The organism is Granulicella cerasi, from assembly GCF_025685575.1.
Lineage (GTDB): Bacteria > Acidobacteriota > Terriglobia > Terriglobales > Acidobacteriaceae > Granulicella > Granulicella cerasi.
This window is the reverse complement of the sequence record NZ_JAGSYD010000004.1, coordinates 182,084-195,771: the sequence shown is the minus strand read 5'-3', so window position 1 is coordinate 195,771 and position 13,688 is coordinate 182,084. Positions and strand designations below refer to the sequence as shown.

Here is a 13,688-nt window from a genome sequence, read left to right as displayed (position 1 = left end):
TCGTCCTTTCGTCTATACCTTCGCCAGCTGCTCGCTGGCGGTCTTGTCAAAGTCGTTGTTGAAGACGCTCAACATGCGCTGCATCATCTCGGCCTGTCGCTGGATCTCGACGAGTTGCACTGTGCCGGAGACGGTGTCCTGGTTGGCGCCCTCGAGCGCGCCTTGTTGCACCGTCGTCTCTTGCGAGATCGTCGCGGTTGCGTTCGCACCCAGCTCATAAAGGCCCGCCGTCGCACTCTCTTGCGCGCCACCGACTCCCAAATCCATCAATCCGAGTTGAGAGACGACCGCACTTCCTTCAGCGTTGCTCACTGAAATGCTGCCGTCTGTACCGATCGTGATCGTCCCGGCAGGGAGCTGAATCTTCGCGCCCTGCTTATCCAGAACAGGGTCACCATTTTTGGTGGTCAGCGTTCCGCTCTTGTCGAGCTGCAGCTCACCATCGCGCGTGTACCTCGTGCCCTGAGCCGTTTGTACGGCAAGATATCCCTTGCCGCGGATCGCCACATCCAACGTGTTGCCCGTAGGCGCGATCGTCCCTTGCAGATCGCTCACATGGTGAGACATCAACAAGGATTGGCTGTTGACCGCGTTGCCAAGCTGTGACTCTAGCGTGCCCTGAGCATCCGCCAGCATTCCGCGGAACGAGGTGCGCCCCGCATGAAAACCCGCCGTACTCGCATTCGCGAGATTATGCGCCGCCATATCCAGCGCTTCCGTGCGTGATCGTAGTGCCGTGTACGCTGCGTAGAGTCCGCTATCCATGCGGCTTACAGTTGCATCTCTACGACCAAACGAATCTCAGCGTTCTCAAAAATTACTCACCTGGCTCTGTTTGATGAGAAGCGGCACATCTCTACGAGGGGCGACGAAACAACACATCCAACACGTCTTCACCACTCGCGGGCAACATTCCGATGTGGCCAATCGCTGCAGGCTCGAGCCACATGCGCAACCACCAAACGCCGTGCACCATGCAGAGTCGGGATGCAATCGGCTGCTGTCGAAAGAGCGTGCTCACGATGCTGCGGCTCAACTCATCCATATCGTGAAACATATACTCTTTCTCCATCGCACCGTGTGCACGATCAAGCACCTCAGAGCCCTGCAAATGATCACGATAAACAGCGATGCCGCTCTCAACATGCAGGCCCGTCATGCGCTCAAGCGCGGCGACCGCTACATGATCGATCTGATCCGTGAACGCGGCATACATTCGCTGGGAGGCATGGACGCGCAAAGGCAAGACACCCGTCAGCCTGCGAATAGACGCGGGCATGGCCAGCGCCATCTCTGGTTTTATTGCGGCGGCCCCCTGTAGCACCGGTCGACTCCATTGCGCCGCCAAGGCGCGCGTAACATTCTCCGTTGAGACGCCAGCAATCCTCTGCAGCCAGTCTCCAATGCGGCCTTCGGCCGCGCTCCGCTGACGTATGAGTGCATGCTGCAACTGCTCCTGGCTCACCATGCCCCGCTCCAGCATCATGAGCCCCAGCGGGATCCTGTGCTGATGTCCAACACGCTCGCAGATTGGCGAATTCAGCTTGCGGACGAGTGCTGTCACACGCTGCAGCGCGCACTTCTTACTGCATACCCAACCATCTTCGAATACAGGCCGAGCAGTCTTCTTCCAGAATGCAGGCCTTGCATCACACCCCAGCGACGAACAGCGAGTCTTCTCGCGGAGAGAAGACTGAGGCTCATCCCGAACGGTAATTTTCGAGCTGGGAGACCACACATCATCTGCCCAATCCTGCTCGCTCAGAATTGCCGTTGGTGATGCCACCAAATCCTCTCGCCCTGTAGTGAAGACCTTCACAGCGCACGCTCCAATCGCATCTGCGGACCAAGCACTTCAGTGATGCGAAGCGCAAAATTTCCCTTGACGACAACGACCTCACCACGGGCAACGATGCGCTGGCTGACCACAAGATCAACCGGAGCCGCAACATGTCGATCCAGCTCAAAGACATCACCAGGCCCCAGTGCGAGCACTTCACGAAGGCTCATCTCTGCAGTGCCAAACTGCAGAGCCGCCTCTACCTCCACGTCGAATAACTTGTCGATCTCGGACTCATTGACGGTCATGCGGTAACCCCTGAACTTGTTTGCGATGGAAGCTGCGGCGTCGTCATGAATCCATCGAGCACCGCTCGTTCTTCGATCTTCGCGGTCGAAGGCTCCGCATAGACCTGGCCAGCACGAAGCTCCGCTTTCGCCACCGGAACGGCCTGCAAAAGACGAAGGTTGCCGACCACAAGCTCTGACGATGCGCTGCGCGGAATACCAAGCTCCAACACATGCCCGGGAGCCAATTCGCGTAGCACTTGCGAACTGATCTTGGTGGACGGCGTTCTCAACGCCATGCGGAATTGACTCTGCCCCATCAGGCTCGCAAGCCTCGCGCTGCCGGCGCCGAAGTCCCGACGTGGCTGCTCACGCACCGCAATCAGCCGACGGTGAATGGTGTTCAACGTCACGATCGGCAGGCAGAGTCTCAGCTTTGCCTGCGTCTCTTCTAACTGCACATCGAAGCTCACAACGAGCATCCGCTTGCTGGCCGGTCTTAATCGCTGCATGCGCGCGCGAGCTTCGCGTTTCTCGAGATGAAACTCCAACCCTACCGTTTGCCACGCAGTGTTCAACTCACGCATGACGATTGCGAGCACCGAGCTCAGTACAGCCTCTTCAATCTCTGTGACCTCTCGCGCCTGGTCGCAATGGCCCTTGCCGCCGAGCAAGACATCCACGATCGAGAACACCAAAGAGAGATCCAGTTCAATCATCCCCATGCTGCTCAAAGGCTCCAGACGCAACATGCAGACATACGCAGGATCAGCGATCCCCGCGAGATACTCGCCATAGGTCTGCTGTGTCGTCTCAGCCAGCGCAATCTGCACTTGCGAGCGCAACCATGCTCCCAGCGTGTGCGTCAGGTTGCGTGCGATGCCATCGTTCACCATTGCAATTGCCTGCATCTGCTCGGTCGAGATCTGCCCCGAGCGCGAGAAGTTATACGGCCTGGCCTCTTCAGGGCCCATGACAACTGCCTCTTCTTCGTTCATGCCAACTCCTATCGGCTACGCTTCGGCACACTGGCTCCCAGTGCAACCCGCAGGCGCACCACCGCCGATGAATGTATCTGCGACACGCGCGATTCCACGACGCCGAGCGTGCGCCCAATCTCTTTCATCGTGAGTTCCTCAAAGTAGTAGAGCGTCAATACCAAACGCTCCTTCTCCGGCAGTGCCTCGATTCCCGCAGCAAGACGCTCCCGCATCTCGCCCTTCAAGCAGATGAAGAGAGGGTCCTCCTCTGGCGAGCCAGGAACATAAGCAAGCTCTTCATCACCGGAGTCCTCACCGCGCTCGGCGTGCAGACTTCCAATCTCAAGCCCCTTCAGGTCGCCTAGCAATCGCTGATACTCCTCCAGCTTCATGCCGAGTTCCGCAGCGATCTCCTGATCCTGCGGGGCGCGACCGAGCTTCAGCGTCGCAGAGCGAATCGCTTCCTCTACCGCGCGGCCCTTGCGACGTAACTCTCGCGGGCTCCAGTCAAGCATTCGCAGCGAATCCAGGATGGCACCACGGATACGAAACTGCGCATAGCTCTTGAACTGCACGCGCTTCGAATGATCAAACTTACTCATAGCGTCAATCAGTCCTACGACGCCCGCAGAAACCAGATCCTCCAGTTCCACGTGTTGTGGCAGACGCTCATGGATTCGCCGCGCGATATAGCGAACCGACGGAAGATGTTCCATCAGAAGCGCGTCCCGCTCCGCCTGCGAGCGATATCCATGCTCGCGTTGATCTCCAGCGCTCTCCTGATCGACAGCGAGCTCCAAGCCCCCGCTCCAATAGCTGGTTTGCGGCTCCGCGAGTTCGTTCATCACACTGTTATGCATTGCCATCTATGTACCTCTCCCTGCGCCGCTACTGCCTAGCCCAATGCGCCGATGCTCCGCACTTTCACATCGGGCGGAATTTCTTGCGCCGAAAGCACCGTCATCTTCGGCAAAATCGGCTCCATCCAGCGCCACAAGTGATAGCGCGCTGGCGATGGACAAAGGAGCACGGGCGTGGCCGAAGCGCCACCCTTCGCCGTTAGGGATTTCACAGACTCCACAAGCCGCTTTAATCCTTCGCCCGGCGCGCCATTCTGCTGTGACAGCATCCGTTGCGCTGACGCGGGATCAAGCGTGCCCACGACATCTTGCTCGAGTTGAGGCTGCATCACCATCACGCGAAGTTCACCGTCAGCTCCGACGTACCGCCGCACCAACCCACGCCCCAGCGCCTGCCGAGAGTTCTCCACCAGATGCACCAGACTCTTAGAGACATGCGCAGCCTCCACCAGCGTTTCGAGGATCACGCCGAGATCGCGAATAGAAACGCCTTCCCGCAAGAGCTGCTGCAAAACCTTCTGTACCTCGCCGAGCGTCATCAACTTCGGCACCAGCTCTTCCACCAACTTCGGGTGCGAGTCGTTGAGGCTATCCAGCAGTCGCTTTGTCTCATTGCGCCCGAGCAGCTCATGCGCGTGACGGCGAATCAGCTCTCCGAGGTGCGTGGCGATCACACTCGTCTGGTCCACTACCGAGTAGCCCGCAGCAAGCGCCTGATCTTCCAGGCCTGGCTGAATCCAGCGCGCTGTCACACCGAACGCAGGCTCCTTCGTCTCAACCCCGGGCAGGGCCTTCGCCTTGGGGCTCGCGTTCACAGCGAGCACGCAGTTGCCTTCCGTCTGCCACCGCGCAATCTCTACACCGCGCAGGGAGATGACATACTCGCGTGGCTTCAGGCGCAGATTATCCGTGATGTGCACCGCCGGCACGATGAACCCCAACTCGGTGGCAAGATGCCTACGCAGAGCACGCACGCGGTTCAGCATTTGGCCGCCCATCTTTTCGTCTACGAGCGGGATCAACTGGAAACCAATCTCCAACGTGAGCTCGTCCATGCGGAGCAGTGACCCGAGTTGCTCATCTCCAGTACTCTTTGCCGTATCAGCTGCAGTGCCTTTCCCCTTGGCTGCGGCGAGTACATCATCGTTCTCCGCCGTGACCGCTTGCTCCGCGGGCAGAGTGCGCGCGAAGAGGCCGAGCCCCCCAGCCATGACCAGGAACGCGAGCTTCGGCAACCCTGGCACGAGCGCCAATGCGCACAAGACTCCGCAGGCGATCCAAATCGTCGTGCGTTTCCGCAGGATCTGCGCACCGATGTCGCTATCCAGCTGGCCCGCCGAGGACGCACGCGTCAAGATCAGGCCGCCGGCAATCGACACAAGCAAGCTCGGGATCATCGTGACGAGGCCGTCACCCACGGTCAGGATGGTGTACGTCTTCACTGCGGTCGCAAGATCTGCGCCCTGCTGCAAGACACCAATCAGCAGCCCTGCAATGATGTTGATCGCCGTGATCAGGATGGTGGCCATAGCATCACGCTGCGAAAATCGTGCGGCACCGTCCATCGCGCCGTAGAACTCAGCCTCGCGCGCGATCGCTTCACGCCGCTTCTTCGCGCCACGCTCATCGATCAATCCCGCGTTCATATCGGCGTCGATCGCCATCTGCTTGCCCGGTAGCGCATCCAGCGTGAAGCGCGCAGTGACCTCAGCAGTGCGCACTGCGCCGTGGCTGATCACCAGAAACTGAATCGCCGTCAGCGCCAGAAACAGCACGAAGCCGACGACATAGTTGCCGCCGACGACGAACTGACCGAAAGCCTCGATGACCGATCCCGCAGCGGCCGTGCCCTCATGCCCGTGTAGAAGGATCCTCCGACTTGATGCAAGGTTCAACGCGAGACGAAAGAGTGTAAGCAGTAATAGCAATGTGGGAAACACACTGAGATCGACGGCTTTGCGTATGCGAATCGCAGTGAGAAATACCAGAACAGACACGGAGATCGACACAGCAAGCAGCAGGTCAAGCAGCATCGCGGGTATGGGGATCAGCATCACGAACACGATGCTGATCGCGGTCACCGGAAGCATCAACGCGTTCCAGTTCTTCGCTTCCTTCTTGGGCGTACTCATCAGACGCCTCCTTCATATCTTGGCTGCGGTTGCATGCTCGCCATCATTTGCCGCTCCTCGCGAGCCTGCTGTGCCTGCCGCTGCTCCCGTGCGGCTTGTTCCTGCTGCTCCCGGAAAAGAAATGCCAGCAAGCCTGCCACCGCCGAGTAGAGCTCGAACGGAATCTGCTGCCCCGGCTCACAGGCTCGATACAGAGACCGCGCTAGAGGAGGGTTTTCGACGATCGGCACACCTGCGGCCTTTGCTTCGTCGCGAATATCAAAGGCCCAAAGATCGCGCCCTTTGGTCAGCACCGTCGGTGCACCCATCTCTTCGAACGAAAACTCCAGTGCGACCGCATAGTGCGTAGGATTCGTGACAACGACGCTCGCTCGACGCATGTCCACCTTTGCTTTGCGCCGCGCCATCGCACGCTGCAGTGAACGGATTTTCCCCTTCACCTGTGGGTTCCCCATCGCTTCCTTCACTTCTTCGCGCATCTCCTGCTTCGACATCTTCAGCCGCGCATTCCATGCCCGCCACTCCATGGCGTAGTCGAAGCCCGCCCACACCACCATCACCCAGGCAGACTTGACACCCACCCCATAAGCGGCACCAAACGTTTCAGGGAGCCGCATCATGCTCATCACCGGCATCGTCTGCATCAACGCGCGTAGCGCGTTCGCGCCCATCCCGGCCACAGCGAGCGCAGGCACAAGAGACTTCGCCAAACGCATGAGCGACTTCGCGCTGAAAATCTGCTTGAGTTGGCTTCCGGGATTCAGCCGATCCAGCTTCGGCATCAATGCCTGCGCGTTGAATGCCGCACCACCGTTTTGCGCAAATCCGACTCCGACGATCATTACGGAGGCGGCGCAAACCACCACCAGGATCGGCGCAACAGCCGGCAGTACTGCCACTCGAACGAGCGTGACCAACTCGCGTATGCCAAAGCTCGTACCGCTCATGGCGATCCGCAATGTATCGCGGAAGCATCGATGCCATGTCTCGACAAATCTCGGCACCATGCTGCTGAGCGCGATGAGTCCGGCCAGCGTTCCTCCTGCGGACAGCAACTCCCGGCTGCGGACCACATCGCCTTGGTCGCGCGCCTTCTTCTTCCGTTGAGGAGTTGCTTTCTCTGTGCGTTCGCTGCTCATAGACGCCGTTGTCTTGGCGACTAACGAGTGAGCAACTGTGCCGCCGCATTCAGAAGTGAATCAAAATGGCGCTCTAAGAATATGGGCCACAAGCCAAGCGATCCGATAAGAACGCCGTAACAAATCAGCGTCTTCGCGGGCACACTCAAGATGGTCGTCGGCAGACTCGGAGAAATGCGTCCCATGAGTGCCGCTGTCACCTCTACCAAAAGCGCTGCAGCCATCACGGGCGAGGCAAGCTGAACGCCCGCTAGAAAGATTCCACTCGCCATATGCAGCAGACGAAGCCCACTCATCTGCGACATGACGAATGCGCCGACAGGTATAGCGTCAAAGCTCTTCAGCAATGCGGCGAGAATCGTTCGATGCAAGCCCGCCCCAAGCAGAACGAGTGTGGTCATCCATCCGAACAACTGCCCCATCACAGGCGTCTCGACCTTACTCACAGGATCGATCAAATTCACAAGTGAGAACGAGAATTGCATTCCCAGCACAGTCGATGCGAACAGTACCATCTCGGTGAGCAAAGTAAGACTCACTCCAAAGAGCAGCCCCACCGCTAACTCGCTCAAGACCGTCGTGACACCAAGTTCAAGATGTCCGCCACGCCTGTCGAGCATCGCTGGAGTCATTAACAACGAGATGGCGAACGCAAAACCTGCTTTGATCCTCGCGGCGATCGCCGGCGATGAGAACACGGGTGCAAACACAAAGAGCCCGCTGACTCGCAGGAGTACCAGCACGCCAGCGGAGAGAAAATCCTGCCACTCTTTCATCCCAGATACCGGTGCAAGTCCGTCCACAGAGTTCGCGTGTAGATCACTGTGCGATGTGCGGTCCACGGTAGCAGCACGAAGGTCATTGCGAAGACAATCACCAATCGCGGCACGGTGCTCAGCGTTTGCTCCTGGATACCCGTGATCGTCTGCAGCAGGCTCATGACGAGGCTGACGACGCAGGCCGTGATCAACATCGGCGCACACAGCAGCAGAGCCTCCATCAACACCTGCCGCGTCAACGCCACCGCCATATCCGTTCCCATACTTGCTCCTAGAAACTCTTCACGAGCTGGTCGGCGAGTAGCGTCCACCCATCCACCATCACGAAAAGAAGAATCTTCACGGGTGTCGATATGACGGTGGGCGAAAGCTGCAACATCCCGATCGATGTCGTGATGCTGGCAACTAAGAAGTCGATGAGGAGGAACGGCAGGAACAACACAGCGCCGATCTGAAAACCCGACTTCAACTCGCTGAGGATGTAGGCAGGAACAACGATCTGCATGCCGAGTTCCGAGGGCGTCGATGGCCGCGCAGTATGCGAGGCCGCTACGAATACTTCCAAGTCCTTCTCGCGCGCATAGTGCAGCATGTACTGCTTCACGGGCTGCGAGCCGCGGTCCATCGCTTCGCTCAACGAGATCTTGTTCTGTTGAAAAGGCTGAAGCGCCTGTTGATCAACCTGAGTGAGCACCGGCTGCATCAGAAACCAGGTCATCATCAGAGCAAGCCCCATCAACACCTGGTTCGATGGAGCTGTCTGCGTCCCTAAGGCCTGACGCAGGAAGTGAAAGACCACGAGTAGACGCACCATCGGCGTCATCGCAAGCAGCATTGCTGGGAGCAAGGTCAATAGCGTTAGCCCAACCACGATCGACCATGGCGTCGAATTATCTTTGGTCGCCGCGAGTAGATTCAACGCGTTCCCCGGATGGCTCGCGGGTACTACTTCCTTCTGTGATTGAACCTTCGGCGCTGGATGCTTTTCACTCACCTTGTGCGCAGTCGATCGATGCACCCATTGCGCATCCTGCAATGGATGCAGCGGAACCTCCGCGATGGCGGAGCGCACCGCCAAGCCACAGAGAATCATCAACACTACGCGCACGCATCCCACTAAACCTCGACCATCCCCTCTTGCATCGTTTCCACCGGCACAATCGCATCTACGCGATCACTCACCCCTACCAGATATCGCTGCCCACCCACCGCAACAAGGACCAACTGCTTCTTCCCCGCCAGCGGCAGCGTCTCGAGCAGCTTCATCTCGCGCTCATCGCGCCGCCGTCGTGCACCGTCACGAAGATGTTCAACTCCGCGTGCGATCCAACCAGGCACACCAGTGGCTCGCCACGTATCTCCACTCATCGCATTTCGCTCCTTAGCCAATACGCGTCAATCGCGCAGCCATCAAGCCCTCAACCACTGCAAACTCGCACCAGCTCAGGGGCACGGTGCCCGCGAACATCGGCACTTCCTCCGAAGCCATCCACTCACTGCTCAAGATGTCGCCAGGCTGCAACGCGCGCAGCTCCTTCAAGCTCAACGTTCGCAATGGCACGCGAACGCTGAGCGGCACATGCAGGTTCTGCAGTACCGGCCATTGCTCGTTCGCTTCGAAGCTCTCTGTACTCAGCTCCGGAGCCTTCGCATCTAGCGATTCGGACAACAACTTCTGCGCAGGTGTCATCGCTGCACCAGGTAATCCGTGAAGTACACGGCACGCACATGCGCACTCGGCACAGCTTCATTCACCGCAATCTTGAGCTCTTTCTTGAGGTCTTCTTTCCCCGCGTCAGCCAGCAACTGCGCGCTCTGCTTCTTGCCGAGCACACCGAGGACTGCGTCGCGGAGAGCCGCGTCAGCCCCAGGCACCGGCTTCTCTTCCTTCTTCGCCTTCAGATCGGCCTCTTCACCCAGCACCACACCGATCCGCAAATACGAATGACCGTCTGCGTCGGCGAGATTCACGAGCATCGTTTCGAGCATTACGTTTTGTAGCGGGGTCGCGTCGTCATGAAGCTCGTTCACCACGACGGGAGCTGGAGTCGCTGAAGCTGCTCCAAGCTTTCCCTTCTTCGCCAGATACAACAGCACTCCGGCGCATCCACCGATCGCTAACAGCGCAGTGATGACGCCCACGATGAGCATGGATCCGATCGGCACCTTCACCGATGCCGATGTTGCTGACGAGTTTCCCGGTACAACCGCTGAGCTTCCCATGCGGTGCTTACCTGCACGTTGTCGGCCAAGAGCCCGCATCAAATCTAAGTCGTCGCTAAACACAAAAGGCGAGCAGGCATTGCTGCCCGCCCGCCTTCATGGCACCGCTCTTAGCGGATCAGTCCGATCGTGTCCTGCATCACGGTGTCGAGCGTCGTCACCGTCTTGGAATTCGCTTCAAACGCTCGCTGCGCCACGATCAAGTCTGAGAACTCCGTCGAAATATCCACGTTAGAGCTCTCTAACGCTTCATCTTCGATGGCACCGCGACCGCCGGAGCTCGCCAGCCCAATGACCGCCTGGCCTGAAGCCAACGTGGACTGGTAGCAATTGTTGCCGCTGCGCGTGAGCGCCTGTTCATCGCTCACCATCGCCACCGCGACGGAAGCAATCGCCTTCGTCTGGCCGTTCGAGAACGTTGCAGCAACCGTGCCCTGAGCATCGATCGTGAAACCCGTGTAGCTCCCGCTCGTATAGCCGTCCTGCGTGGTCGCTGACACGGCTGAGGTTGTGGCCGACTGCGATACCAGAGAATTCCCGGCGGAGTCCGTCATCTTCCAATCGAAGCTGAGGTCCGAGGCTCCGTCCGTCATACCCGTAAACGCGATACCCGCCACACCATTCGTTGGAGATGTGAGATTGCCATTCGAATCAAACGTCAACGTTCCGCTTGTGTTCGACGAACCCGTTGCGTCGCCAGCGGGCAACGCAACGTCATAGCTCCACTGGTTCGTACCCGTCTTCGTGAATGTCGCCGTCGCGGTGTGCGAATTTCCGAGCGAATCATAGAGACTCACCGTCGACGTAAACGTCGTACCCGTCGAGGACGATGCGTTGAGATTCATCGTCATGGTGACGTTCTTCGTAGCGCTTGCCGGTTCCGTAACACCGGTAGGAAGCTGAATCGCCGACAATGTCCCACCAGAGTTCACCGTGCCATTCGACATCGCATAGCCCATCACCTGGTAGCCATCTGTTGACTCCAGCGTGCCATTCGAGCTCAGTTGAAAGTCACCCGCACGCGTCAACAACTGCGTGCCATTGTTGTTGACGACGAAGAACCCGTTGCCTTCCAGCGCGAGGTCACTGCTATCACTCGTCGTCGTGATTGCACCTTGGCTGAAGTCTGTGGCCGTTCCTGAAACTCGCACGCCCAGCCCTTGCTGAATCGCGTCGCCTGATCCGGAACTTCCTGTCTGCTGATAGAACAAGTCGGCAAACGTTGTGTTCTGCAACTTGTAAGCGGTCGTGTTCATGTTGGCCAGGTTATTGCCGATCGTAGAAAGCGCGGCGTTCTGCGCGCGCAGGCCTGTCAACGCTACTGAAAATGCACCCATCTCTTTTCTCCTTTTCACGCCCGCACGGGCTCACTGCTCAAGAGGTCAATAGCCTCGGTTAACCGCCGAGATCTTGATTGATTTGAATCAACTGCTCAAGGCTGTTCACGCCGACAAGCTGCTGCACATAAGTCGTCGGATCCGTCGGCGATGTCGGATCCTGATTCTTCAACTCGCTCACCAGCAGCGACAGAAAATCAGAACTCGTGATCTGATTGCTTGCAGAACCCGTCGACGTGCCTCCACTCGACGTCCCACTTGCGCTTGCTAATGCCGACGTCTTTGCGGTCGATAATGCATTTGCCACCGCACTCGCTGCAATGTTCATACCCTCTCCTCAAACTCGCTCATTGACCCACGTCCCTGTAGTCGCAATCGCCGTGCCAACCTCGCTCGCACCGTCTAACGAATCGCTAACCATCGACGTATCGGCGAACGTCTTCTGCGTCCAATGCTGCCGCGCACGTTGCTGCTGCTGAGCATCGGGACTGCTGCTGCCTGCGTCGCTACTCATTGCGTCCGTCGAAACGCTCGAAGGATTCGCTTCACTCGCGGTCCGTGCCTCGATAGACACCACGGGCATCACAGACTGCGTCTCGCGCATGAAGCTTTGCATGCCTTCCGTCATCCCAAGAAGGCGTTCGGCCGCATGAGGCGCAGCTTGCAGCGTCGCGTGGATACTTCCATCGCTCCTCATCTCGGCCCGCAGATGCATCGTGCCGAGTTCACCGCCACTCATCCCGACTTCGAGCCGATTCTTCGCTGGAGCCGAGAGCGCGTGCACGGTAGGCTCCGCAACGGCGTGTGCAGTGGATCTTGCAGTGACCTCTCCCGACACTGTGGCGACGCCCCCAACTGCCGACGGCTCTCGCTCGTGCGTGAGCGTTTGCTGGAACGATGGAGTGACTCGCTTCGAGTCGGTAGTTTCCACAGAAACATCGTGAGGGAGCACGTCCTCTCTGTTCTTCGACTCCGAGAGCTTCATCACCGCATGAGAACTCTCGACTACACCGACATTGGTCTCACCTGGCGTGGACGTATCCTGTTCAGGATCGTCTTCACGTCTCGGAGTTGCGATGCGAGCAGACCGAGCACCAACAGCGCGTGCTTTCACACTATCGCCAGGACATGAGACGTTCTTGCTTCCAGCGTCATCACTCGCCATGGCACTCGGCACTTGAGGAACCTGAATCGGCTGGGCCGCGACAGTATCCACCGGGACGGCTTCGGATGGCGTTATCTGCGCCCCCTCCTTCGCTGTTTCTACCGCTATGTGCTTCACGTTGGTGCCCCGCTGTTTTTCCGCGACAACCTTCTCATGGTCTTGGGGCCGCGATGTTTGCGCCTCAACGGTTTGAGCAGTATCCATCAACCTTGGTGCCGCCTTCGTAGTGCGGACGATCGCTTTGCTCTGCGCGCTAACCGCCACCTGCGAATCGAGATCGCCAGTGGCTTGTTCTGTCACTACATCCGTTGGGACCGGCGTGATGGTAATCGAGTCTGAAGGCACGCAAGGCGCGATCTTCACAACATCTCCAGCCTGTTTCAGTTGATTCGCCGAAGCGACGTCAGGAGTCTGAACTCTCGCGCTAGCGGGCGCAGCCAGCCCGACGAGCATCGCGACCTGCGCAAAGGATTGTCTCTGTAAAGATCCCGTCGCTGCCGCGGTGGTCCCAGCAGACGACACCGCAACATCGACCAACTTCCCCAATGAATCAATACTCAACGTGGATGCCATCATTCTTCGCGAGCTCCTTTGCGCTTCGAGGCCTGCGCCTGAGCCCAGTGCTGGCGTGCGGCGTAGCGATCATCCGACTCCGCCTGCGCTGCCTTCTCCAGGTGCTGCGTGACTATTGCGCGTGCGTCGCGCTCCAACTGTTGCACTCGCTTCGCATCGCAACGATCCCGCATGAGATCGGAGCGCACCTCAGCAGCCTTCACCTCAGCGCGACTCTTATATTGATCGAGCTGCGTCAACTCCGCGCTCCGCATATCGTGCTCAAACGCAGCCCACCTCCAAGCGAGCGCGTCTCCATGCCGCAAAGCAGTTCTCCCCACAGATGCGACTCCCAGCAATTCGTTCTCCGTGTCGGTTATTCGGGAGCTAAGACGATTCACAGCAGACGACGCCTGCGCCAGTCGTGCCTCCTGCATTCGAACCTTCGCCTCGC

Annotated in this window: 17 protein-coding genes; all 17 read right to left on the bottom strand. The window is 58.6% G+C overall.

Annotated features, from left to right (window positions below):
• Positions 1–12 precede the first annotated feature (12 nt).
• The 17 genes from OHL11_RS14460 to OHL11_RS14380 all read right to left on the bottom strand — a co-directional run bounded on the left by OHL11_RS14460 (position 13) and on the right by OHL11_RS14380 (position 13,494).
• Positions 13–765 carry a flagellar hook-basal body protein gene (locus OHL11_RS14460; protein ID WP_263372238.1) on the bottom strand — a complete coding sequence of 251 codons (753 nt, stop codon included), beginning with the start codon at positions 763–765 and terminating at the stop codon, positions 13–15.
• Between the two features lie 91 nt (positions 766–856).
• Positions 857–1,819 carry a hypothetical protein gene (locus tag OHL11_RS14455; RefSeq protein ID WP_263372237.1) on the bottom strand — a complete coding sequence of 321 codons (963 nt, stop codon included), beginning with the start codon at positions 1,817–1,819 and terminating at the stop codon, positions 857–859.
• Positions 1,816–2,088 carry a FliM/FliN family flagellar motor switch protein gene (locus tag OHL11_RS14450; RefSeq protein ID WP_263372236.1) on the bottom strand — a complete coding sequence of 91 codons (273 nt, stop codon included), beginning with the start codon at positions 2,086–2,088 and terminating at the stop codon, positions 1,816–1,818. The genes OHL11_RS14455 and OHL11_RS14450 overlap by 4 nt, the downstream gene beginning before the upstream one ends.
• A complete protein-coding gene (locus OHL11_RS14445; RefSeq protein WP_263372235.1) occupies positions 2,085–3,065 on the bottom strand; it encodes a flagellar motor switch protein FliM in 981 nt (326 codons plus the stop codon). Before OHL11_RS14445 ends, OHL11_RS14450 begins: the two co-directional genes overlap by 4 nt.
• Positions 3,066–3,073: 8 nt before the next feature.
• Entirely contained in the window at positions 3,074–3,913 is an 840-nt protein-coding gene (locus OHL11_RS14440) for a sigma-70 family RNA polymerase sigma factor (protein WP_263372234.1), read from the bottom strand.
• A gap of 29 nt (positions 3,914–3,942) precedes the next feature.
• Entirely contained in the window at positions 3,943–6,039 is a 2,097-nt protein-coding gene (gene flhA, locus OHL11_RS14435; protein WP_263372233.1) for a flagellar biosynthesis protein FlhA, read from the bottom strand.
• The gene (locus OHL11_RS14430; RefSeq protein WP_263372232.1) at positions 6,039–7,178 is read right to left on the bottom strand and encodes an EscU/YscU/HrcU family type III secretion system export apparatus switch protein; all 1,140 of its coding nucleotides are present in this window, start codon (positions 7,176–7,178) and stop codon (positions 6,039–6,041) included. The genes flhA and OHL11_RS14430 overlap by 1 nt, the downstream gene beginning before the upstream one ends.
• A 20-nt stretch (positions 7,179–7,198) precedes the next feature.
• The gene (locus tag OHL11_RS14425; protein ID WP_263372231.1) at positions 7,199–7,954 is read right to left on the bottom strand and encodes a flagellar biosynthetic protein FliR; all 756 of its coding nucleotides are present in this window, start codon (positions 7,952–7,954) and stop codon (positions 7,199–7,201) included.
• Positions 7,951–8,220: a flagellar biosynthetic protein FliQ gene (locus OHL11_RS14420; protein WP_263372230.1), complete on the bottom strand. Its 270-nt coding sequence runs from the start codon at positions 8,218–8,220 to the stop codon at positions 7,951–7,953. The genes OHL11_RS14425 and OHL11_RS14420 overlap by 4 nt, the downstream gene beginning before the upstream one ends.
• Positions 8,221–8,228: 8 nt before the next feature.
• Positions 8,229–9,029: a flagellar type III secretion system pore protein FliP gene (fliP, locus tag OHL11_RS14415; protein WP_263372383.1), complete on the bottom strand. Its 801-nt coding sequence runs from the start codon at positions 9,027–9,029 to the stop codon at positions 8,229–8,231.
• A gap of 44 nt (positions 9,030–9,073) precedes the next feature.
• Positions 9,074–9,325, bottom strand: coding sequence for a flagellar biosynthetic protein FliO (locus OHL11_RS14410; RefSeq protein ID WP_263372229.1), 252 nt, complete (start codon positions 9,323–9,325; stop codon positions 9,074–9,076).
• Between the two features lie 13 nt (positions 9,326–9,338).
• Positions 9,339–9,626 carry a FliM/FliN family flagellar motor C-terminal domain-containing protein gene (locus OHL11_RS14405; protein WP_263372228.1) on the bottom strand — a complete coding sequence of 96 codons (288 nt, stop codon included), beginning with the start codon at positions 9,624–9,626 and terminating at the stop codon, positions 9,339–9,341.
• Positions 9,627–9,643: 17 nt separating this feature from the next.
• A complete protein-coding gene (locus tag OHL11_RS14400; RefSeq protein WP_263372227.1) occupies positions 9,644–10,180 on the bottom strand; it encodes a flagellar basal body-associated FliL family protein in 537 nt (178 codons plus the stop codon).
• A 110-nt stretch (positions 10,181–10,290) separates the two neighbouring features.
• Positions 10,291–11,517 carry a flagellar hook protein FlgE gene (locus tag OHL11_RS14395; RefSeq protein ID WP_263372226.1) on the bottom strand — a complete coding sequence of 409 codons (1,227 nt, stop codon included), beginning with the start codon at positions 11,515–11,517 and terminating at the stop codon, positions 10,291–10,293.
• 58 nt (positions 11,518–11,575) lie between these two features.
• Positions 11,576–11,845: a flagellar hook capping FlgD N-terminal domain-containing protein gene (locus OHL11_RS14390; RefSeq protein WP_263372225.1), complete on the bottom strand. Its 270-nt coding sequence runs from the start codon at positions 11,843–11,845 to the stop codon at positions 11,576–11,578.
• Positions 11,846–11,854: 9 nt separating this feature from the next.
• Complete coding sequence (locus OHL11_RS14385) at positions 11,855–13,258, bottom strand: hypothetical protein (RefSeq protein ID WP_263372224.1); 1,404 nt, start codon at positions 13,256–13,258, stop codon at positions 11,855–11,857.
• Positions 13,255–13,494, bottom strand: coding sequence for a hypothetical protein (locus OHL11_RS14380; protein ID WP_263372223.1), 240 nt, complete (start codon positions 13,492–13,494; stop codon positions 13,255–13,257). The genes OHL11_RS14385 and OHL11_RS14380 overlap by 4 nt, the downstream gene beginning before the upstream one ends.
• Positions 13,495–13,688: the final 194 nt, after the last annotated feature.